We start from the raw sequence: 18,888 nt of genomic DNA on the forward strand, positions 1-18,888 counted from the left end.
CGATCACATGTCGTTGCGCAGGGAGAACGCTTGCCGTGTACGAGCTGTCGTCTGAACGAACAGACCTAGCGCGCGAGTTCCAGCTCCGGGTCCTCGCGCAGTTTGCCGAGCGCCCTCGACACCGCCGACTTCACCGTGCCCACCGACACGCCGAGCACTTCGGCCGTCTGGGCCTCACTCAGGTCCTCGTAGTACCTGAGGACGACCATGGCCCGCTGCCGTGCGGGCAGTTTCGCGATCGCCCGCCACATCGCGTCGTGCAGGGCCTGCCGCTCCGCCGGGTCGTCGCCTCCCGGCATCGGCTCCGGCTCGGGCAGCTCGTCGCACACGAACTCGTCGACCTTGCGCTTGCGCCACTGCGAGGTGCGCGTGTTCAGCAGCGCGCGGCGCACATAGCCGTCCAGCGCCCGGTGGTCCTCGATGCGCTCCCACGCCACGTACGTCTTGGCCAGCGCGGTCTGCAGCAGGTCCTCCGCGTCGCACGGGTTCGCGGTGAGCGACCGGGCGGTGCGCAGCAGCACCGGCTGGCGGGCCCTCACGTACGAGGAGAAGGAGGGGTACGGCGCGTACGGTCGGGACCGCGTCGCGGCGTTCGAGGCGCTGGTGCAGACGGGTGGGGTCATGGCTCAACGCTAGGAGTGAGGGCCCCTCCACCGGATCGGCCGCAGGTCCTGAAGCAGAGTCCGCCTCAGGTTGTAGGGGTGGCGCTGAGTCCACCTCCTAGAGGTGGACGAGAGGGCGGGGCGTACTACGGGTTCGCCCCTGGGGGTAGGACGTACGCAGCAGCCGGCTCCGGCACCCGATCACGCGTCCGTGGTCAGGACCAGCCCCGACGTCGGTACGCCCGTCCCCGCCGTGACGAGGACGCGTTCGGCGCCCGGCACCTGGTTCACGGCCGTGCCGCGCAGCTGCCGTACCGCCTCCGCGATGCCGTTCATGCCGTGCAGGTACGCCTCTCCGAGCTGGCCGCCATGGGTGTTGAGGGGCAGGCGGCGCTCGGCGACGAGGCCGGCGGCCTCGCCGGGCGCGCAGAAGCCGAACTCCTCCAGCTGCATCAGCACGAACGGGGTGAAGTGGTCGTACAGGATCCCCACGTCGATGTCGGCGGGCGCGAGCCCGGAGGTGCGCCACAGCTGGCGGGCGACCACGCCCATCTCGGGCAGACCGGTGAGGTCGTCGCGGTAGAAGCTGGTCATCTGCTCCTGCGCCCGGCCCGCGCCCTGGGCGGCCGCGGCGACGACGGCGGGCGGGCGCGGCAGGTCGCGGGCCCGTTCGACGGAGGTGACGACCAGGGCCTGTCCGCCGTCCGTCTCCTGGCAGCAGTCCAGCAGCCGCAGCGGCTCCACGATCCAGCGCGAGGCGGCGTGGTCGGCGAGGGTGATGGGCCGGCCGTGGAAGTACGCCGCCGGGTTGGTCGCCGCGTACGCCCGGTCCACGACGGCCACCTGCCCGAACGCCTCCGGGGTGAGCCCGTGGGAGTGCAGATACCGCTGGGCGGCCATCGCCACCCAGGAGGCCGGGGTGAGCAGCCCGAACGGCAGGGACCAGCCGAGCGCGGCCCCCTCGGCGGAGGGTTCACGGTGCTGGACGCCCGAGCCGAAGCGCCGGCCCGACCGCTCGTTGAAGGCGCGGTAGCAGACCACGACCTCTGCCACGCCCGCGGCGACGGCGAGCGCCGCCTGCTGGACGGTCGCGCACGCCGCGCCGCCGCCGTAGTGGATGCGGGAGAAGAAGGACAGCTCGCCGATCCCGCAGGCCTGCGCCACGGTGATCTCCGGGCTGGTGTCCATCGTGAAGGTGACCATGCCGTCCACGTCGGCCGGCGTGAGCCCCGCGTCCTCCAGGGCCGCGCGCACCGCCTCCGCCGCGAGCCGCAGCTCACTGCGCCCGGAGTCCTTGGAGAACTCCGTCGCCCCGATACCGACGACGGCCGCCCGCCCGCCGAGGGCGTCCCGGGTGCGTACGCTCATTCCGCGTTCCCCTCCCGGGGGTCGTGGACCGTGACGCGGACCGTGACCGACTCGGGGTCGTCGTCCGGGACCTCTTCGGCCGTGACGCGGACCGTGGCGGTGTCCCGGTCCGGGACGCCGCCGACCGTGACCGTCCTGGCCTCCCCGTCCGGGATGTCGCCGCCCCCCACGGGCACCGTCACCGTGACCGTGCCGGTGACGTGGCGGCCGATGTCGTTGTCCCCGGTGACCCGCACCACGGCCGTGTCGCCGTCGACCTCCTCGACCGTGCCGCGCAGCACCATCGTGTCGCCGGGGTGGTTGGGGGCGCCGAGGCGGACGGCGACCTTGCGGAGGACGGCCGTGGGGCCGAAGTGGTCGGTGATGTAGCGGCCGACCAGGCCGTTGGTGGTCAGGATGTTCATGAAGATGTCGGGGGAGCCCTTCTGCCGGGCGGCCTCCGGGTCGTGGTGGACGTCCTGGTAGTCCCGGGAGGCGACGGCACCGGCGACGATCGACGTGCGGGTGATCGGTATCTCCAGCGCGGGCAGCTCGTCCCCGGCCCTCATCCGGCCACCCCCTGGAAGACCGGAAGCACCAGCTCGTCGTCGTACCGCCGGAACTCCAGCCGCACCGGCATCCCGATCCGCACCTTGTCGTACGGCACTCCCACCACGTTGCTGACGATCCGCACGCCCTCCGCCAGCTCGATCAGCCCGACCGCGTAGGGCGGATCGAAGGCCGGGAAGGGCGGGTGGTGCATCACGACGTACGAGAAAACGGTCCCCTCTCCGCTCGCCTCGACGGTGTCCCACTCCGGCGAACCGCAGGCGGCGCAGCCGGGCAGCCAGGGGAAGCGCAGGGTGTCGCAGGCGGTGCAGCGCTGGATGAGCAGCCGGTTGCCTTCGACGCCGGCCCAGAAGTCGGCGTTGTCGCGGTTGATCACGGGGCGGGGGCGGCGCTGCCGTGTCCGCTGCCGTGCGGGCGCGTACTTGAGGATGCGGAAGCGGTGTGTGCCTGCCGGTTCCCGTCCCGTGCCGGTCCGGACGTCGGTGCGGGTGGTGACGAAGTAGCCGCTGCCCAGTCTGGTCGTCTTGCGCGCGGAGACCGACTCGATCACGGTGTCGAAGGTGATCTCGTCGCCGGGGCGCAGGGGCCGCAGGTACTCCTGCTCGCAGTCGGTGGCGACCACCGCGGTGTATCCGGCGCCGTCGAGCAGCCCGAGGAGTTCCTCGTACGCCTGTGCGCGTCCCGCGTGGCCGGAGAGGCCGCCCATGGTCCACACCTGGAGCATGGTGGGCGGTGCGACGGCGTCGGCGCCGCGGTACGCCGGGTTGTGGTCGCCCATCGCCTCGCACCAGTGCCGGATCATGGGCGCGTTGACGGGGTCCTTGCCGACGCCGGCGACGGCGGCGGGCCGCCCCTCGAAGGCCTTCAGCCGCACCGCGAGTTCGTCGTCCACGGCCGTACTCCTTCCCGCACGAGGATTCCTGACTGTCCGTCAGATGATGTCCACTGTCAAGGTCGCGTTCCGGGCGAACACGCACCCACGACGACGGAGGAACCCCCTTCCCATTTTCGAACATTCGTACGAACATGGAGGCATGGCCATCATCGACCGGCACCCCCGGCAGGCCACCACCATGGCCCTCGCCCACGCGCTGTCAGCCGCGGAACGCGGCCTGGCCGTCATCCCCCTGGCCCGGACCAAACTCCCGGCCCTGCGCTCCCCCCACCGCGACGACCCCGCCGCACCCCCCTGCCACGGCGAGTGCGGCCGCCCGGGCCACGGCGTGTACGACGCCTCGACCGACCCGGCGCGCATCCGCGCCCTGTTCGGCGCGGCCCCCTGGGCCACCGGCTACGGCATCGCCTGCGGCCTGCCTCCGCACCACCTCGTCGGCGTCGACCTGGACACCAAGACCGGTACGGACTCCACGGCGGCCCTGCGCGAACTCGCCCTGCGCCACCTGTTCACCATCCCCGCCACGGTCGTCGTCGTGACCCCCAGCGGCGGCCGCCACCTGTGGCTGAGCGGCCCCCCGGACGTCGTCGTACCGAACTCGGCGGGCCGTCTGGCCCCCGGCATCGACATCCGCGGTGCCGGCGGCTACCTCGTGGGCCCCGGCTCCCGTACCGACCACGGCGTCTACACCACCGCCCCCGGCACCGCCCACCTGCCGCCCGCGCCCTGTCCGCCCTCGCTCCTGCGCCTGCTGCTCCCTCCACCCCGCCACCCGGCGTCCTCCGGAACCCGGCACGGACACGGCCAGGGCCTGCTCCACTTCGTCCTCGCCGCGCACGAGGGCCAGCGCAACACCCGCCTCTTCTGGGCCGCCTGCCGCGCCTACGAGGACGGCATCGGCCCCGCCCTGGCCGACGCGCTCGTCGACGCCGCCGTCCACACCGGCCTCACGGCCCGCGAGGCACGCTCCACGATCGCGTCGGCGGAACGCATGACGCGGCACCGCTCACAAAAAACGGAGGCACACGACGAATCACGGCCCTAACGTGCCCCCATGACCCTCGCCCGCATCATCCTCACCTCCGGCCGCACGATCGCCCTGTCCGAGCTGCGGCTGTCCTCGACGTACGGCGGGATGCTGGAGGGGTATCCGTGCCGCCTCGTCAACGTCATGCGGATCAAAGGCCAGTTGAGGTGGGCGGAACAGACCTTCTCCCGCTCCCCGGTCCATCTCGTCGATCCCCCGCGTGAACAGCCGGACGACCCGTACACGGGCGCCTTCGGCCCGGTGGAGACCCTGCCGCCCGTGGCCTGCGTCGGCGCGTTCCACTCGACGGCGATCTCACCGGACCACGACCCGGTCCTGTACCGCTCGACGCTCACCGTGGTGTGGTTCCAGGAGTCACCGACGGCCCCGTCCGAGGAGGACGCGGAGTCGGGGCTTCGGGGGCTGGCGTGGGAGGAGCTGGCGCGGGACTACGAGCTCTAGGGCGCGCGTGCCGGGCGTCGCAGGGCGGGCGGGGCTTTCGCAACACGTCCTGGGGGCGCTGTTCCGCGCGGCCGAGCCCTACCGGCGGTGCAAGCCGTCGACCGCTGTTGTGGCGGCCCTGGCGATCAGGGCGTCGCGGCGTTCGGCGCCCTGCTGGTCGCGGGTGGACATGATCGCCATGACGATGGGGTTGCCGCCGTCGTCCGGCCAGACCACGGCGATGTCGTTGCGTCCCCCGTATCCGGCGGTGCCGCTCTTGTCTGCGACGGTCCAGCCCTTCGGGACGCCGGCCCGGATGAGCGTGTCGCCGGTCATGTTCGTCTCCATCCACTGCCTCAGGTGCCGGCGTTCGTCCCGGCCGAGGGTGTCGCCGAGCAGGAAGGCCCGCAGGTCGCCGGCCATCGCGCGGGGCGTGCTCGTGTCGCGGAGGTCGCCCGGTGTGCCGTCGCTCATCTCGGGCTCGTACCGGTCCATCTCGGTGACGTCGTCACCGAGTCCCTCCAGCACCTTCTCCAGGCCGTCGGGCCCGCCGAGCTCCTTCAGGAGCAGGTTGACCGCCGTGTTGTCGCTGTACCAGAGGGTGGCGGCGCACAGCCCGCGCAGGCTCATCCCCTTCCCGGCGAAGTTCTCCGTGACGGGCGAGTCGGCGACCACCTCGTCCTTCCCATAGGCGATGACCTTGTCCATCCCCTCCGTCCCGTACTTCCGGAGTACGGCGCCGGCCGCCAGCGCCTTGAACGTGGAGGCGTACGCGAACCGGTCGTCGGCCTGGTAGGCGACCGTCCGGCCCGTGCCGGTGTCCAGGGCGTAGACGCCGAGCCGCGCGTCGAACTCGCGCTCCAGTTTCCGGAAGGCGGGAGTCGCGGCGTTGGTGGCCGCAGCCGGCGACGCGGACCGGGCGGATCCCGCGGACGAGCCGGACGCGGACGCCCCTTCCTGCCCACAGGCGGGCAGTGTGACGAGCGCGAGTAAGCCGGCCGCCCAGGCGGCACCCCGGCGCGCGCGAAGCGAGTACGTCATGGAATGGACCTCCGAGTCGCAGAAAGACCTCTGGAACGCTCATGCCCCAGGGAACTCGGGAACTCCCCCTGGCACAGATCACTTTCCGGCCAACTCCCCGCCGCGTTCCAAGACGCCAACGCGACGACTGCGCGACGAGGTGCGCGACGAGGTGCGCGGTGGGCGCATGCCTCCTCGCCCCGCCCCGCCCCGGCCCGGGCCCCGCCCCGGCCCGGGCCCCGCCCGGCCTGCCCAGCTCCACCTGCCCGGCGAAAACCCCTGGAGAACCCTCTCCCTCTCGGCGAGAGTCGGTCGATGACCGTTCCCCCCTGTGATCTGTTACGCGGCCAGTTCGACCTGACCTGGGCCCTGTTCGAGTACCACCTGGACCGGCTCACACCCGAGGACTTCCTCTGGGAACCGGCACCGCTCTGCTGGACGATGCGCCGGTCCGCCGAGGGCACCTGGGTGCCGGACTGGGCGGACAGCGAGCCCGAGCCGGTACCCGTCCCGACCATCGGCTGGCTGAGCTGGCACATCGGCTGGTGGTGGGGAGTGACCGTGGACCACCTGCGCGGCGATCCGCCCCGGGAGCGCACCACCGTCGCCTGGCCCGGCCCCGGAAGGCCGACGACAGACTGGCTGCGCGACCTGCGCACGGCCTGGCTGACCGCGCTCGCCGACCTCACCGACACGGACCTGGCCGCCACCGCCCCGTTCCCCTGGCCGAACGACCCCCGGTACACGGTCGCCGACATGCTCGCCTGGGCGAACGCCGAACTGATGAAGAACGCGGCGGAGATCGGCCAACTGCGGCTGCTCCGCGGGGCGGCGGGTTCTTCATAGCGCCAGAAGCATCAGGCCGGTGCGGGATCCGGACCGTCCGGAGTATCTGGACCGTCCGGAGTATCTGGACCGTCTGGAGTATCTGGGCCCTCCGAGGTATCTGGACCGTCCGGAGTATCTGGACCGTCCGGAGTACCGGAAGCATCCCAAGTATCTGGAGCATCCGGAGCGGGACGACGTGATCAACACGACACCGGTTGGCAGGGCCACCAAAGCGGCCGACTGATCGTCTTCATCCTCGCAACGTCACTGAGGCCGGGAGGCACCGTGTGGTGTCTCCCGGCCTCGCTCTGTCCGAGAACGGGGGTCCCCAGATGAACGTACGAGCCCGCTTACGCGCCTTCACCTGCTGCGGTCCCGCCCTCGCCACCGCTCAGGAGTCCCGATAGCCATGCGATCCATACTTCCCGACCGTCTGACGGGGCGGCCCGTCGCCGCCTGCCTGGCCCTCGCCGGAGTCGTCGCCAGTGTCCTGATCGGCAAGGGCGGCCTGGACACGGTGGTCGGCTGCGGTATGCCCAACGACGAGCTCCCCTCCCAGACCGCTGAGGACTGGGTCTCGCACGCCGACCATGTCGTCGTGGCGACTCCGACAGCGGAGGAGGACACCAACAGACGTGACTTCAAGCTGGGCGCGGTCGCGTACAAGACCGACCGCAAGGTGACGTTCCGTACGGACAACCTGCTCTGGTCCGCCGGGAGTCCCCGGCGCGAGCTCGGCAAGGACTTCGAGATGGCGGCCGCCGGCTGGCAGGTGTACCGGGAGAGCGGCAACCGCACCAAGGCCACGACTGCGGACGCCCCCCGCCTGGAGACCGGCCACACCTACCTCCTCGCCCTGCGCTGGGCCGACGACAAGTGGACCGTCCTCGGCGAAGGCGCCGCCGTACCGTTCGACGACCACACCACCGCCCAGGGGGAGTGGTGTGGACGCGTCCTGAGCAAGGAGGACATCGCAAGCGGCGAACACTTCTCCCGCTCGGACGACACCAGCCTCGAAAAGAGGCTCTTCGGCCAGAACGAACAAGCCGTGAAGAGTGAACTCGACCGCGCGAACAAGAAGAAGTGAGGAGGCGGTCCACAGTCACCACTCCCCCTCGTCCGGCAGTTCGGCGAGCGCCTCGCGGGCGGTTTCACGGTTGAGTTGGAGGTCGCGGGCGATGGTGGCGGCGAGGGCGGATTCGCCGGGGGTGTGGCCGTGTCCGGCGTACTGCCGGTCGGCCAGGACCAGGACTGTGTCCGGCTCGCGGTCCTCCAGTCCGAGGGCGGCGTGTTCCTGTGCGGCGCGGAAGCAGCTCCAGCCCAAAGCCGCTACGCCGACCTCAGTTGCAATGACGCCGGGCCTCATCACCAGCCTGGCGGCAACAGGTTCCAGGAGTCGCGCCCTAGCCACTCGCCGAAGCTCACGGGCCGTGCATCACCCGCGTGATCGAGGGACAGCGGGACGATCAGGTCGCAGGTGGCCCGTCCGTCCCACCATAGGGTGCCAGCTAGAGGCCCTGTGATCACCAGCAACGTAGCGAAGCCACAACCGTGCTCTTTCGCAACCACGGACCCGGCTGTCTTCCGATCCTCGAATTCCTCGCATTCGGTGTCCCAGGCAGTCATGGCCTGAGAGAACGCTTCTTCGTTCGGGTAATCCTCAGCCTGCGGCTCGCGCCGATCGAGCTCTTCGTCGTCTTCCTCGTAGGAGTCGGGATGCGGGAAGGGCGAGGACAGCAGGTCGCGCCGCATTGTGTTGTTGCCCGCCCACCACCAGCCGTTTTCCGTCTTCTCAAGCTGGGAGACAGCCCCACCAGCGCTCACCTGCAACAAGTAGCGGCGGTACTCGTGAGGGAAATCAACCCCGAGCTGGGCTTCGGCTTCGGCTACCTCGGCCTCGGTCAGTGGTTGTGGCACAGCAGGGAGGCTCATGGGACCCGAGGCTAGGCGAAGAGCTTCCACACAGCAGCGGATTTCCCTGCGAGGTGATTCAAAAAGAAACGACCTAGGCCCGGGCCGTCTCCGGGCCGTCCGAGGTCAGCCGACGTCGACCGACAACGACAGAAGCCCACGGCATCTGAACTGGTCAGAGCCGTGGGCTTCGTCAGGCCCGCTGGTCAGCGGAAGGGGTGATCAGTAGACCGGCATGTCAGGCCCACACACGGCCTGCCTGACGGCAGTGACGGCAGTGACGGCAACGCTGACGGCAACGACGGCGGACGGCAGCAGCACTCGGCGGCCCGGCACGGGAACGGCACGGGACGATCCGACCTGCCCACCAAGGCGTGCCCGCATCTTCTAAGCGCCGGGCCGCACGGAATCGCTCCTCAGGTGTGAGCGCGATATCCAGCCGCCTGATCCGCCCACCTCAGGCGGCTGGTTCGGAGGACAGCACCGCTGCGACAAAGGCGGCCGGCGGCAGGTAGCCGTGGGCTTCAACGTAGTGGGCAATCAGCTCAGGCGCGGCGTAGGCGACGCCGCGTCCCATCACCCGTATCTCCGCGCTCCCCCGAGGGCCATCGGGGAACCCGACACCCAGACGCGGGGCGCACCAGGGGCAGAGGTGGAAGCCTCGTGTCTGCTGTTGACGCCCTGAACCACGCCCGCTCCAGGGTGTGTGGGTCGAAGGCGGACGGGACGGGAGCTGGGGTGAGTGGTGGGTTGGGATGGGGGCCCGCTATAGCGTGACCTCATGGATGAACCCAGGATCAAGGTGTACGGCTCAGCAACCGAAATCACCGTTGCGGCCAATGCCGCAGGGTTGCGCAACCTGGCTGAGCGACTCATGGGGCTCGCAGATCCCGAACTCCGGGACGGGTACCACGAGCATCTTGAGAGCGGGATCAATCTCGAAGAGGGCTCGGTCAGCCTGATCCTGGCCCGAGACGAAGCGCTGTAGGGCCCCACGCCGTACCAGTACCAGTACCGTCTGGTACACGGCAGACTCACCGGATACGGCGAGAAGGCAGAACCGGCCGGATTCGAACCGGCGTCCTCGCGATTTTGGAGACCGCGCGCGACGACCTCTGCGCTACAGCTCCGCCCCGACCGCCATCCTAAGAACTCCCGCTGCTGCCGAGGTGGTATCCGTGCCCTTTCCGTGCCCGTTCGGCCGGGAACTGACGGGGAACCACGGTTACTGGCGGACAGCGCGTATGAGAACGGCCCCCGACCGATTCACCTGGTCAGGGGCCGTTCACCTGCGGTGGGTGTGGGATTTGAACCCACGGTGACATCGCTGCCACGACGGTTTTCAAGACCGTTCCCTTAGGCCGCTCGGGCAACCCACCTCGCCCCTGCCCACCTGGGACGGAGCGGGTACAGCGTACCGGGCCCGGGCGTTCCACGGGGGCCATGGTCCACACGGGGTCCACTGGTTCCGCTCCGCCACTACTAGCTGTATGAGGGCTCGACGTTAGTGACGCTCTCGCCGAGGCGTGCTGCTGGCGGCTTTCCGGCGGCAGCACTATGCGGCCGATGGTAGTTGTAGTGGATGTTCCACACTGCGATCGCGGCTGACCGGGCGTCCTCGCTGGTGAACTCACGGGCGTAGAGGACTTCCTCGGCCATGATGCGCTGGTAGCACTCCACCTTCCCGTTGTGTCGGGGTGTGTATGGCTTGGTCCCCTGATGCCGGGTGCCTTGCCCGACGATGCGGGCGAAGTCGCCGGAGCGGTAGCAAGCGCCATTGTCGGTGACGACCCGGTGGATGTGTTTGATGCCGTGGGCGGCGAACCAGACCTTCGCCCGGGCGAGGAAGGCAGCAGCCGTCGCGCCCTTCTCATCGCCCAGCGGTTCTGTGTAGGCGAGCCGTGAGAAACCATCGACGACGGAGTGCAGGTAGACGTAGCCCCGCTTCGCCCCGGCCGACTTCGCCCGACTAGCGACCTTGGCCTGGTCGCTGTCCCGGCCGTGGATCCGCCACCCGCCGCCATCAGGGATCCGGCCGACCTTCTTCACATCCAGGTGCACCATGTGTCCGGGCCAGCGGGCGGTGATCTTCCCCGGCTTCCGGTTGTTCTCGCCGCCTGGGTCGATGAAGCGGCGTCTGCCGAGTCCGAGCCGGGTCAGGTGTCGACTGACAGTCCGCCGGTCGATCACAAAACCGATGCTCACAAGTTCGTCGGTGATCCGTTGCGCGGACCACTTGTGCTCGCGGCGCCAGGACTCGATCCGCTCGATGACCCATGCTGGTGTCGCGTTCGGACTCCGGTGCGGGCTCGATGGCCGGTCGTGCAATCCCGCATCACCGTGTAACCGCCAGCGATTCACCCACTTGCTGGCGCATGCACGGGAGATGCCCATCTCAGCGGCGACGTGGGCGATGGGACGTGTCTGGCACCGCTTCACGAGCCGCCTACGGCCCTCGAAGCTCAGGGGCGCATTCGCGTGGGGCACTCGTCGTCCTCTCGAAGTCAGACAACGGCAGGCGCGACACCTGTCATGCGCACCTGCCGCATTGCGGCCTTTCAGCCCCGCGGTGCGACGCGGATACGGTTCCCGTCAGGATCGGCTGCGAGGAAGGTCAGCCCGAACCCCAGATCATGAGGCTTGTGAAGGATCGTGACGCCTTTGGACTGCCACTGCTTGAAGATCGCGTTGAGCTCGTCGGGCCCACCGTCGATGGCCAGGCACACCTCACTGGTACGCGGGACGTCCGGTGACAGATCCTCGAACTGGCCAGACCACACAGCGAGGTCAGCGCCTGGCCCGAGGTCGAAGGTGATGTATCCCGGAGTCTCGAACGACGGCCTCATGTCGAGGAGGTCGCCGTAGAAACGAGCTGCGGCGGGAGCGTCGTTCACATAGACGATGGACACGACGGATGTGGTCATGGTTGTTCCTTCTCACAGGTCGTAGGTACGCATCCACCAGCCTGACCGGGATATGCGCCGCATCACGTCGCAATTCCTGAAAAACTTGGTAGGTGACCCCAGACCGCTTCTTCTCCCTGATGCTGCTCCTCGCATCAAGGAATGCCGCGACCACACAGGAACTTGCCTCGGCGCTCGGGGTGTCCCTTCGAACCATCACCCGGGACCTGAACTGGCTCCGCGACGCCGGTCTGCCGGTGACCGCACAACGGGGCCGCCTCGGAGGCGTGACCATGCTGCCCGGGTCCGGGCTCGACCTCACTCGACTCACGCCGGGCGAGCGTGATCATCTCTCGCTCACCGGGCTGGATGAGAAACAACGTGCGGAGCTCAACGCATCGGTCGAAAGCCGGCGCGCGCTCTCCAAGATCGTCGCTACACAGTCACGTCGAGGTCATGAGCTCCTGCCGCTCACCGACGTAGTGCACGTGGACAGCCGTCCCTGGCTCCAGGCACGAGCTTCCGGCACGACTCCGGCTTCGCTAATCGGCTCAGTGCGGCGAGGTCGCCAGCTACGGATCGAGTACGACAGCCCACGCGAGTCATGCCCACGCGACCTGGTCGTTGATCCCTACGGGCTGTTCGCCAAGGCCGGCATCTGGTATCTCGTCGCCGACTGTGCTCAAGTGCCACGGATGTACCGACTCGAACGGATCACGGCGTGGAAAGAAGTCGACCAGCCACGACGGATCCGCGAGAACCAAACCCTGGCCACCGTCGCTGCAGCGCTCATTGATCAGTGGGAACACAACCACGCAATAGAGGTCAGCGCCACCATCGACCAAACCCAGATCGAGCGAGCGCGACGGATCTTTGGCCAACGACTCGTCTGGGACGACCATGAGGCATCCGCCACCGGCCACAAGGTGACGATCCGCTTCCTGCATCTGGAGGACGTGCGAGCACTACTGCCGTTCGGGAGCACCATCACTGTGCACGGCCCCACCGACGCCAGGGCCCACCTCCGCGACCTCGCCACCAACCTTGCCCACCACTATGCGGCGTCACCAACGTTCTGACCCGCAACAACTAGCACCACCTGGATCAGCTCCCCGTCGCAGCCCGCCGACGCCTGCTGTTCCGAGGCCCGGTGTCCGACCCGCGACCTACGATGCCCGGATGCGGCCACACTTCACCGGCACCGCCCTGATCACCGACGATGTTCCGGCCCTCGCCGCCTTCTATGCCGCGGTACTGGACGCAGAAGTCGAGGGGAACGCCCCCTTCGCCCGGGTGATGGTCCCTGGTGCCGTCCTGTCGTTCTTTCACACGCAAGGCATGGAGTCGATAGCGCCCGGGTCGATGGCCGCCGCTGCGAGTGGAGGCTGCACTCTGGAGTTCCAAGTCACCGACGTGGACTCACGCCACGAACGACTGTTGGCTCGGGGCGTCGAGTTCCTCAAGCCGCCAACAACCCAGCCGTGGGGACGTCGCTCAGCGTGGCTGCGTGACCCAGACGGCAACATCGTCAACCTCTACCAGGAGGGGTGACAACCAGCCCCCCACACCTCGCTCGCTCATAGCGGGACAGCCCTTAGTACTGCAACGGTGCTTGTTCTGAGTGCTGGGCAGTTTTCAGGGGCTGTGTCCGCGTCGTTTGTAGTGTGGGCGCGGCGTGGTGTTCGCGGTGCAGATCCTCGAGGGGAACGTGCTCCAGCCGGTGATCCACAGCCGGACCGTGCAGATGCGCCCGGCGGCGATCCTGCCGGCGCTCACGGCGGGCGCCTCCATCGCCGGCATCCTCGGCATGCTCCTGTCGGTGCCGCTGACGGCGGCGGCGTTCGGCGTGCTGTCGGAGCTGCGCTCCCGGTACGGCGACGGCGCGGACCGGGCCGAACCCGCGCGGCCGAAGGAGATCGCCGGAACGGCGGGATGACCCCCGGGGCCCGCCGCCCGCCAAAGGGGAGGAACCCCAGCCGGCGGGCGGCTGGGGTTCCTTCAGGCGGTGCGTGTCAGGCGGATCAGCGTTGCAGGGTGAGGACACCCGGCCGGTACGGCCACGTCAGGTAGTCGGCGCCGTTCGGGGTGGCGCCCCTGCCCTGGTAGAGGAACTGCAGGTTGCAGGGGTCGATGGTCTTGGTCTGGTCGGGGTTGTTGCGGACCAGGTCACCGTGGCTGATGTCGTTGGTCCAGGTGGCACCGCTGTTGGCCTTGCCCGCGAAGGGGCTGCTCTCGCTGCCGGCCTGCACGGTCCACGGACCGTTCAGGTTGGAGGCGGTGTACGAGCGGAAGTAGCGCCCGTTCGCGCCCCTCGCCTCGACGATCATGAGGTACTGGTTCTGACCCTGGACCTTGTAGACCTCCGGCGCCTCGAACACCTTGTCCACGGTGTCGCTGATGACCGTCGTGTACGACGAGCCGAAGTTGCCCGGGAAGTTCGCGAGCGGCATGCTCGTCTTGTAGATCTTGCCGTTGTCACCGGCGAAGAACAGGTACATGTTCTGGTCGTCGGCGATCAGGGTCTGGTCGAGCGCGCCCACGCTGCTTTCGGTGCTGGGGAGCTCGCCGGTGAACAGCGCCTGCGGCGCGGACCAGCTGTTGGGGTTGGTGGGGTCGGTCGACGTGCGGTAGTTGAACTTCCAGCCGCCGGCCCACTGGGAGGCCATCACCCAGATGTTCTTGGGCGCGAAGTAGATCAGCGTCGGCGCCACCGCGCCCTGGCTCATGGCGGTCTGGGGGGCCGTCGCCATGTCCGACCAGTTCGTGAAGGGGCCGAAGCCCATCGAGTGCCAGCCGCTGGCGTCGGCGTACGTCCCGTAGACCAGGTGCTTGCCCTGGTACGTCACGGTGGTGAAGTCCTTCTCGGAGTACCACCCGTTCGCCGGCTGCGCGAGCGGTCCGGTCGAGGTCCAGTTGTACGTCGACGGAAGAGCACACGTGGTGCCCGACGGGGTCAGGCCGGACCACTTCTGGTTGCTGCCGCCGTTGCACGTCGCGATCTCCACCGCCGTGCCGTTGGCCGTACCGGCACCCGTGACGCTCAGGCACAGCCCGGACTCCGTGCCGACGACCGTGCCGTCGGCGTTCACCCGCCACTGCTGGTTGGTACCGCCGTTGCAGTCCCAGATCACCGGCCGGGTTCCGGACGTGGTGGCGTGGCCAGGGACGTCCAGACACTTGTTGCCGTACACAGTCAGCTGGTTGCTGTCCGTCAGCGTCCACTGCTGGTTGTTCCCGCCCCAGCAGTCCCAGATCTGGGTGCTGGTGCCATTGGTCTGACTGGCGCCCGGCACGTCGAGACACCGGTTGGAGCCGACGCCGCGCAGGGCGCCACTACTGGCTGCCTGGGCGGTCGGACTGGCGACCAGCAGCGCCGCCAGCGAGACCAGGATCGCGGTCGTGGCGGCGAGCACCGCGGACGGACGTCTGCGGCTGAAGCTGAGTCTGTGCATGGGGACCTCGTTTTCTGAGTGCGCGGCTCTGCCGGCCCCTCGGAGGCTGTGCGAATGGTGGTGCGGCACGACTTCGCATATGTTCGTGATTTCGAACACCGATCGAAGTATCGAGCAAGTGGATAATAAAGATCCGGCCACCGGCGTCAATACTTCTCACGGAATTCACGAGCCGGAAAAGTCACGAGCCGGAAGAAGGCCTACTGCAACGGTGCTTGTTCTGATTGCTGGGCGGTTTCAGGGGCTGTGTCCGCGTCGTTTGTGGTGGCTGATGCGGGCCTGGTGCTGGCGTCGTCGGCGCCAGGTTGACCAGTGCAAGATGTGGTCGACCGGGGTGGGGCGGCGGTCGGTGAGGCGGGTGATCAGGCGTCGGATCTCGGCGAGGCTGAGGTGGATGAGCCGGGAGGATCCGTTTCTGCTTTGTCCGTGTCCAGCTGTCGGGCCCGCAGGACAGTCAGGCAGGTGTGGGCGGCCATGGCCAGGGTCATGTGGCGGTGCCAGCCGGGGTAGCGGCGGACCTGGTAGTCGTCCAGGCCGCACTCCTGCTTCGCGGTCTGGAAGCATTCCTCAACCGCCCACCGGCTGCCCGCGATGCGGTCAGCTCGTCCAGCGTCGTGTCGGCGGGGCAGTAGGCGATGTAGTAGGAGATCACCTCGGGCCTGCTCACGCTGCGGCGGGCGAGGACCCAGTGCCGGCGGTCCTCGCGGTGCCAGGGCCGAACCTCCACGCGGGCCCAGTCGAAGATCCGACGGCCATGGGCTCCTTCACCGCAGGACCGGCGTTTCCATTTCTGCCGCGGAAGGCCGGGAAACAGCTCGTGCACGGGATGGTCGATGGACCAGCGGGTGATGACGGTGTCGTGCCGGGTGGTGGCCATGACGTGGAAGACGTCCGCCTGCTCCAGCTCGAACCGCCAGCCCTTGCTGTAGCCATAGGCGGCGTCCGCCGTGACCCAGCCGAACGGGATCTTGTCGGCGATGGCCCGGCGGACCATCGCCTTGGCCATGGCCACCTTCGTCTCGAAGCCGATGGCGTAGTCGATGCCGGCCCGCCGGCAGCGGTCCCGGTCGTCCGTCCAGGACGTGGGCAGATACAGCCGCCGGTCGATCAGCGTGCGGCCGCGGCCGGTGGCGTAGTCGAGGAACACGCCGATCTGGCAGTTCTCGGTGCGCCCGGCGGTGCCGGAGTACTGCCGCTGGACGCCGGCCGAACGCATGCCCTTCTTCAGAAATCCCGTGTCGTCGACGATCAGGACGGCATCCCGGTCTCCGAGGTGTTCCACGACGTAGTCGCGCACGTCGTCCAGGACCTCGTCGGCATCCCACTCGATCCGGTTCAGCAGCCGGTGGATGCGATCGGGACCCGTGTGCCCGGCCTCCTCCGCCAGCGTCCAGCCGTTCTTCCGCTGCAGTGGCGCAACCAGATCTCGCATGTAAGCCAGCGCCGACTGCCTCGGCTCCTCCCGGTTGAACCGGTGCACGAACCGCTCATGCAGAGCATCAAGTTCCCCCGCCCACAACCCGACATCAGCAAGGTCCCCACCCATAACCACACCAACGACCGAGCTGGCCAGCAGTCATGGTAAAGACCGTTGCAGTACTAACCAGCAGATCCAGCAGGCTCTCGACGCGCTCGACGAGCACGACGACGAGTAAGCAGCAACCCGACTCCTCAGGGCGTTCCTTGTGGGACGCCCCTCCTGTTTTATCGGGGAGACCCAGATACGCATTACCTGCGCCGTTTCAGTGCGTGTGCCATGCGTGGGAGTTCCTCGTACAGCAGCCGGCCGACCAGCGCACCGCCGAAGACGACGACCCCCACGCCGACCAGCCAGGACTGGATGACGAGGACGGTTCCGACGGGCCCGTAGGTGACGACGTTGGATGCGATCAACGGCGAGAAGACGAGCGTGGAGAAGACCCTCAGACCGAGCAGCCCGACCACGGTTGCCACGGCGCCGGGCAACAAGGCGCGCCAGCGGATCCTCCCGCCGAGCAACAGGCGCTGGGACCACCACAGGAACAGCACGGCACTCAGCGAGGCCACGGCCCCACCTGCCAGAGGTTCGCGCCGCAGCGTGGTGGTGGCGGAGACGAAGAGGTATCCGGTGAGGACGCCGAGCCACACCACATGCCGCCACCTTGCCCACCACCGGGCCGGAGGCAGGCCCCAGACCTTCTCGTAGCCGGTCTGCACCGCCGCCCCGAAGCTCAGACCGAAGACGGCAAGGGCGGCGATACCGAACGCGGTCGTGGTCCGCAGGGCCTGGCCGGGCCGGGTGAACAACTGCTCGACCTGACGCATGGAGGCCGTCGACACGCCGAGCCCTTCTCCCAGCCACTGCGCGAATCCCCGCCCGTGCTCGGGATCGGCAGAGGAGACAATGATCAGCAGCGGCACCAGCGTGAGAAACCCCAGCGCGGCAAAGCCCAGCGAGCGCGACCACAACTCGATATCCCTGCTCCGCCGCCATCCACGCCCTGCTGGTGAACTGCTGATCACATGGCGCAACCGCCCGAACCGAGAGGAACGGTCCGCGGCGCCGGGAGGCTTCATCGGCATGCCTGTCGACTACCACGTTCGGAACCCTTGCCGCGCGAGGGCGCGATGCAGAGATCCCCGGATAACCTGGAAGAACAATGGGCTACCGGGCTCAGCGGGCTGCGACTGCCCGAGGGGGCGGCTCGTACCGGCCCGGATCAACGGCTCAGGAGGCAGGCCATGATCCATTCAGCCGACATCCGCGAGTGGCGCAACCGCAGCGTCGTCGACCCGAAGGGCCACAAGATCGGCGTGCTCGAAGCGGTCTACGTCGACACCACCACCGACGAACCGGCCATGGCCACGGTCCGCACCGGACTTCCCACCCGCCACCACCTGGCCTTCGTCCCCCTCGACGAGGCGACCCTCGGACCGGACTACGTCAAGGTCTCCTACACCAAGACGCTGGTGAAGAAGGCGCCCTCGGTCGGCATGGACGACATCCTGCCCGCCGAGTCGGAGGAAGCGATCTTCCAGCACTACGACATGCCCTACCAGACGGGCGCAGGCGGCGAGCGGCAACTCGCGCGCCGCTGATCGCCCACCACCCAAGGGAGGTGGACGCGTCATGGCCCTCTTGCTGTTTCCCTTCTGGTCGCCGTCGTGCTGGGAATCATCGGAGTGGCCGCAGAAGGGCTGGGCTACCTGCTGATCATCGGCATCGTGATCCTTGTGGCTGCGCTGGGCCTCATCGCCGTCCGCTGGTCCCAGTGCACCGGTCGCCGCCCTCTCCGATAACACCGGCAGCCCGACCCCACGGCGGTTTCTGCCCAATCCAAAGAAAAGAGCGACTCCGTGGGCAACTGGGCCAGTTGGTTGCATGGCGCGTTCATGGAGGTAGCAAGTCGCTCAGTGTCCGAGCGCCCAGCGATCAACTGAGCCGGTCACCTGCGGGTTACCGACGGATGCCAAGCGGCTGCCCCGCCCGGGTTCTTGGTCCACGCCTGGTCCACACATACTGATCCACTACGCAACAGGGCCGGATCAAGGTGAGACAGGCCCCACGCAGAAGGGGCGCCCCTCACCGAGGGACACCCCATGTGACCAGCAGGTCTATGACCTGCGGAGGCCGTGCGATCCGCACCCACGGGAACGCTGTCACGCTCTCGCGTTTTTCAAGACCGTTCCCTTAGGCCGCTCGGGCAACCCACCTCGCTGCCGGCCACCGGGGGCGGAGCGGGTACAGCGTACCGGCCTCCGGCCTCGCGCGGGGTCCGTGGTCCACACGAGGTCCACTGGCCCTGTTCTTTCGCCTAAGACGTCATCTCATTTGGCTGGGTAAGCTGCCGGTCGTGGCAGGGATCGTTGAGCGGCTGGTGCCGGACGAGTTGTGGGAGCTGTTCCAGCGGGT

20 protein-coding genes, 2 tRNA genes and 4 pseudogenes are annotated in these 18,888 nt (G+C 68.5%); 11 read left to right on the top strand and 15 right to left on the bottom strand.

Features of this window, described 5'->3' with window-relative positions:
• Positions 1-65: 65 nt before the first annotated feature.
• The 4 genes and pseudogenes from AC067M_RS33555 to AC067M_RS33570 all read right to left on the bottom strand — a co-directional run bounded on the left by AC067M_RS33555 (position 66) and on the right by AC067M_RS33570 (position 3,411).
• Positions 66-623 carry a SigE family RNA polymerase sigma factor gene (locus tag AC067M_RS33555; protein ID WP_478700794.1) on the bottom strand — a complete coding sequence of 186 codons (558 nt, stop codon included), beginning with the start codon at positions 621-623 and terminating at the stop codon, positions 66-68.
• 180 nt (positions 624-803) lie between these two features.
• Complete coding sequence (locus AC067M_RS33560) at positions 804-1,970, bottom strand: lipid-transfer protein (RefSeq protein ID WP_478700795.1); 1,167 nt, start codon at positions 1,968-1,970, stop codon at positions 804-806.
• Between the two features lie 167 nt (positions 1,971-2,137).
• A pseudogene (locus tag AC067M_RS33565) lies at positions 2,138-2,518 on the bottom strand (MaoC/PaaZ C-terminal domain-containing protein); the annotation flags it as partial.
• A complete protein-coding gene (locus AC067M_RS33570; protein ID WP_478700796.1) occupies positions 2,515-3,411 on the bottom strand; it encodes a bifunctional MaoC family dehydratase N-terminal/OB-fold nucleic acid binding domain-containing protein in 897 nt (298 codons plus the stop codon). The pseudogene AC067M_RS33565 and the gene AC067M_RS33570, both read right to left, overlap by 4 nt.
• 142 nt (positions 3,412-3,553) lie before the next feature.
• Here AC067M_RS33570 and AC067M_RS33575 point away from each other — a divergent pair, with 142 nt between their 5' ends.
• A complete protein-coding gene (locus AC067M_RS33575) occupies positions 3,554-4,459 on the top strand; it encodes a bifunctional DNA primase/polymerase (protein WP_478700797.1) in 906 nt (301 codons plus the stop codon).
• Positions 4,460-4,468: 9 nt separating this feature from the next.
• Positions 4,469-4,903, top strand: a complete 435-nt coding sequence (locus AC067M_RS33580) for a hypothetical protein (protein WP_478700798.1) — start codon at positions 4,469-4,471, stop codon at positions 4,901-4,903.
• Between the two features lie 78 nt (positions 4,904-4,981).
• Here AC067M_RS33580 and bla read toward each other — a convergent pair whose 3' ends face one another.
• Positions 4,982-5,923: a class A beta-lactamase gene (bla, locus tag AC067M_RS33585; protein WP_478700799.1), complete on the bottom strand. Its 942-nt coding sequence runs from the start codon at positions 5,921-5,923 to the stop codon at positions 4,982-4,984.
• A 294-nt stretch (positions 5,924-6,217) separates the two neighbouring features.
• Between bla and AC067M_RS33590 the strand changes: the two genes are divergently transcribed.
• From AC067M_RS33590 to AC067M_RS33600, 3 genes are all read left to right on the top strand, one after another.
• Positions 6,218-6,748, top strand: coding sequence for a DinB family protein (locus AC067M_RS33590; RefSeq protein WP_478700800.1), 531 nt, complete (start codon positions 6,218-6,220; stop codon positions 6,746-6,748).
• Between the two features lie 19 nt (positions 6,749-6,767).
• Positions 6,768-6,974 carry a hypothetical protein gene (locus AC067M_RS33595; RefSeq protein WP_478700801.1) on the top strand — a complete coding sequence of 69 codons (207 nt, stop codon included), beginning with the start codon at positions 6,768-6,770 and terminating at the stop codon, positions 6,972-6,974.
• A 165-nt stretch (positions 6,975-7,139) separates the two neighbouring features.
• Positions 7,140-7,817 carry a hypothetical protein gene (locus tag AC067M_RS33600; protein WP_478700802.1) on the top strand — a complete coding sequence of 226 codons (678 nt, stop codon included), beginning with the start codon at positions 7,140-7,142 and terminating at the stop codon, positions 7,815-7,817.
• Between the two features lie 15 nt (positions 7,818-7,832).
• On the opposite strand, the pseudogene AC067M_RS33605 reads toward AC067M_RS33600, so the two are convergent.
• The 3 genes and pseudogenes from AC067M_RS33605 to AC067M_RS33615 form a co-directional block, all read right to left on the bottom strand.
• Positions 7,833-8,039: pseudogene (locus tag AC067M_RS33605) on the bottom strand (replication initiation protein); the annotation flags it as partial.
• A 56-nt stretch (positions 8,040-8,095) separates the two neighbouring features.
• Positions 8,096-8,662 carry an SMI1/KNR4 family protein gene (locus AC067M_RS33610; RefSeq protein WP_478700803.1) on the bottom strand — a complete coding sequence of 189 codons (567 nt, stop codon included), beginning with the start codon at positions 8,660-8,662 and terminating at the stop codon, positions 8,096-8,098.
• A gap of 436 nt (positions 8,663-9,098) precedes the next feature.
• On the bottom strand, positions 9,099-9,398 hold the full coding sequence (locus AC067M_RS33615) for a DUF7919 family protein (RefSeq protein ID WP_478700818.1): 300 nt from the start codon (positions 9,396-9,398) through the stop codon (positions 9,099-9,101).
• A gap of 24 nt (positions 9,399-9,422) precedes the next feature.
• Between AC067M_RS33615 and AC067M_RS33620 the strand changes: the two genes are divergently transcribed.
• Entirely contained in the window at positions 9,423-9,629 is a 207-nt protein-coding gene (locus tag AC067M_RS33620) for an Imm32 family immunity protein (protein WP_478700804.1), read from the top strand.
• A gap of 67 nt (positions 9,630-9,696) precedes the next feature.
• Here AC067M_RS33620 and AC067M_RS33625 read toward each other — a convergent pair.
• The 4 genes from AC067M_RS33625 to AC067M_RS33640 all read right to left on the bottom strand — a co-directional run bounded on the left by AC067M_RS33625 (position 9,697) and on the right by AC067M_RS33640 (position 11,565).
• Positions 9,697-9,771: transfer RNA gene (locus AC067M_RS33625), tRNA-Trp, on the bottom strand.
• 162 nt (positions 9,772-9,933) lie between these two features.
• Positions 9,934-10,020: transfer RNA gene (locus AC067M_RS33630), tRNA-Ser, on the bottom strand.
• 103 nt (positions 10,021-10,123) lie between these two features.
• Complete coding sequence (locus AC067M_RS33635) at positions 10,124-11,128, bottom strand: IS481 family transposase (protein WP_478700805.1); 1,005 nt, start codon at positions 11,126-11,128, stop codon at positions 10,124-10,126.
• A gap of 71 nt (positions 11,129-11,199) precedes the next feature.
• Positions 11,200-11,565 carry a VOC family protein gene (locus AC067M_RS33640; protein WP_478700806.1) on the bottom strand — a complete coding sequence of 122 codons (366 nt, stop codon included), beginning with the start codon at positions 11,563-11,565 and terminating at the stop codon, positions 11,200-11,202.
• A 92-nt stretch (positions 11,566-11,657) separates the two neighbouring features.
• Here AC067M_RS33640 and AC067M_RS33645 point away from each other — a divergent pair, with 92 nt between their 5' ends.
• The 3 genes and pseudogenes from AC067M_RS33645 to AC067M_RS33655 all read left to right on the top strand — a co-directional run.
• Entirely contained in the window at positions 11,658-12,623 is a 966-nt protein-coding gene (locus AC067M_RS33645; protein WP_478700807.1) for a helix-turn-helix transcriptional regulator, read from the top strand.
• 100 nt (positions 12,624-12,723) lie between these two features.
• Positions 12,724-13,095: a VOC family protein gene (locus AC067M_RS33650; protein WP_478700808.1), complete on the top strand. Its 372-nt coding sequence runs from the start codon at positions 12,724-12,726 to the stop codon at positions 13,093-13,095.
• 121 nt (positions 13,096-13,216) lie between these two features.
• Positions 13,217-13,480 (top strand): annotated as a pseudogene (locus AC067M_RS33655) (AI-2E family transporter); the annotation flags it as partial.
• Between the two features lie 85 nt (positions 13,481-13,565).
• On the opposite strand, the gene AC067M_RS33660 reads toward AC067M_RS33655, so the two are convergent.
• From AC067M_RS33660 to AC067M_RS33670, 3 genes and pseudogenes are all read right to left on the bottom strand, one after another.
• The gene (locus AC067M_RS33660; protein ID WP_478700809.1) at positions 13,566-14,996 is read right to left on the bottom strand and encodes a non-reducing end alpha-L-arabinofuranosidase family hydrolase; all 1,431 of its coding nucleotides are present in this window, start codon (positions 14,994-14,996) and stop codon (positions 13,566-13,568) included.
• 362 nt (positions 14,997-15,358) lie between these two features.
• A pseudogene (locus tag AC067M_RS33665) lies at positions 15,359-16,542 on the bottom strand (IS701 family transposase).
• A gap of 182 nt (positions 16,543-16,724) precedes the next feature.
• Positions 16,725-17,558 (bottom strand): YhjD/YihY/BrkB family envelope integrity protein, encoded by an 834-nt coding sequence (locus tag AC067M_RS33670; RefSeq protein ID WP_478700810.1) that lies wholly within the window; start codon positions 17,556-17,558, stop codon positions 16,725-16,727.
• 159 nt (positions 17,559-17,717) lie between these two features.
• Between AC067M_RS33670 and AC067M_RS33675 the strand changes: the two genes are divergently transcribed.
• Together AC067M_RS33675 and AC067M_RS33680 are read left to right on the top strand one after the other, a co-directional pair.
• Positions 17,718-18,074 carry a PRC-barrel domain-containing protein gene (locus AC067M_RS33675; RefSeq protein ID WP_124436376.1) on the top strand — a complete coding sequence of 119 codons (357 nt, stop codon included), beginning with the start codon at positions 17,718-17,720 and terminating at the stop codon, positions 18,072-18,074.
• A 66-nt stretch (positions 18,075-18,140) separates the two neighbouring features.
• The gene (locus tag AC067M_RS33680) at positions 18,141-18,275 is read left to right on the top strand and encodes a hypothetical protein (protein ID WP_478700811.1); all 135 of its coding nucleotides are present in this window, start codon (positions 18,141-18,143) and stop codon (positions 18,273-18,275) included.
• Positions 18,276-18,888: the final 613 nt, after the last annotated feature.

The sequence above is a fragment of the Streptomyces sp. NPDC043427 genome, assembly GCF_056436655.1.

Bases quoted from the DNA above. Each gene is read 5' to 3' on its own strand.
- AC067M_RS33555 (WP_478700794.1), bottom strand. From the start codon at position 623: ATGACCCCACCCGTCTGCACCAGCGCCTCGAACGCCGCGACGCGGTCC.
- AC067M_RS33560 (WP_478700795.1), bottom strand. From the start codon at position 1,970: ATGAGCGTACGCACCCGGGACGCCCTCGGCGGGCGGGCGGCCGTCGTC.
- AC067M_RS33575 (WP_478700797.1), top strand. From the start codon at position 3,554: ATGGCCATCATCGACCGGCACCCCCGGCAGGCCACCACCATGGCCCTC.
- AC067M_RS33580 (WP_478700798.1), top strand. From the start codon at position 4,469: ATGACCCTCGCCCGCATCATCCTCACCTCCGGCCGCACGATCGCCCTG.
- bla (WP_478700799.1), bottom strand. From the start codon at position 5,923: ATGACGTACTCGCTTCGCGCGCGCCGGGGTGCCGCCTGGGCGGCCGGC.
- AC067M_RS33590 (WP_478700800.1), top strand. From the start codon at position 6,218: ATGACCGTTCCCCCCTGTGATCTGTTACGCGGCCAGTTCGACCTGACC.
- AC067M_RS33600 (WP_478700802.1), top strand. From the start codon at position 7,140: ATGCGATCCATACTTCCCGACCGTCTGACGGGGCGGCCCGTCGCCGCC.
- AC067M_RS33610 (WP_478700803.1), bottom strand. From the start codon at position 8,662: ATGAGCCTCCCTGCTGTGCCACAACCACTGACCGAGGCCGAGGTAGCC.
- AC067M_RS33620 (WP_478700804.1), top strand. From the start codon at position 9,423: ATGGATGAACCCAGGATCAAGGTGTACGGCTCAGCAACCGAAATCACC.
- AC067M_RS33640 (WP_478700806.1), bottom strand. From the start codon at position 11,565: ATGACCACATCCGTCGTGTCCATCGTCTATGTGAACGACGCTCCCGCC.
- AC067M_RS33650 (WP_478700808.1), top strand. From the start codon at position 12,724: ATGCGGCCACACTTCACCGGCACCGCCCTGATCACCGACGATGTTCCG.
- AC067M_RS33660 (WP_478700809.1), bottom strand. From the start codon at position 14,996: ATGCACAGACTCAGCTTCAGCCGCAGACGTCCGTCCGCGGTGCTCGCC.
- AC067M_RS33670 (WP_478700810.1), bottom strand. From the start codon at position 17,558: ATGCCGATGAAGCCTCCCGGCGCCGCGGACCGTTCCTCTCGGTTCGGG.
- AC067M_RS33675 (WP_124436376.1), top strand. From the start codon at position 17,718: ATGATCCATTCAGCCGACATCCGCGAGTGGCGCAACCGCAGCGTCGTC.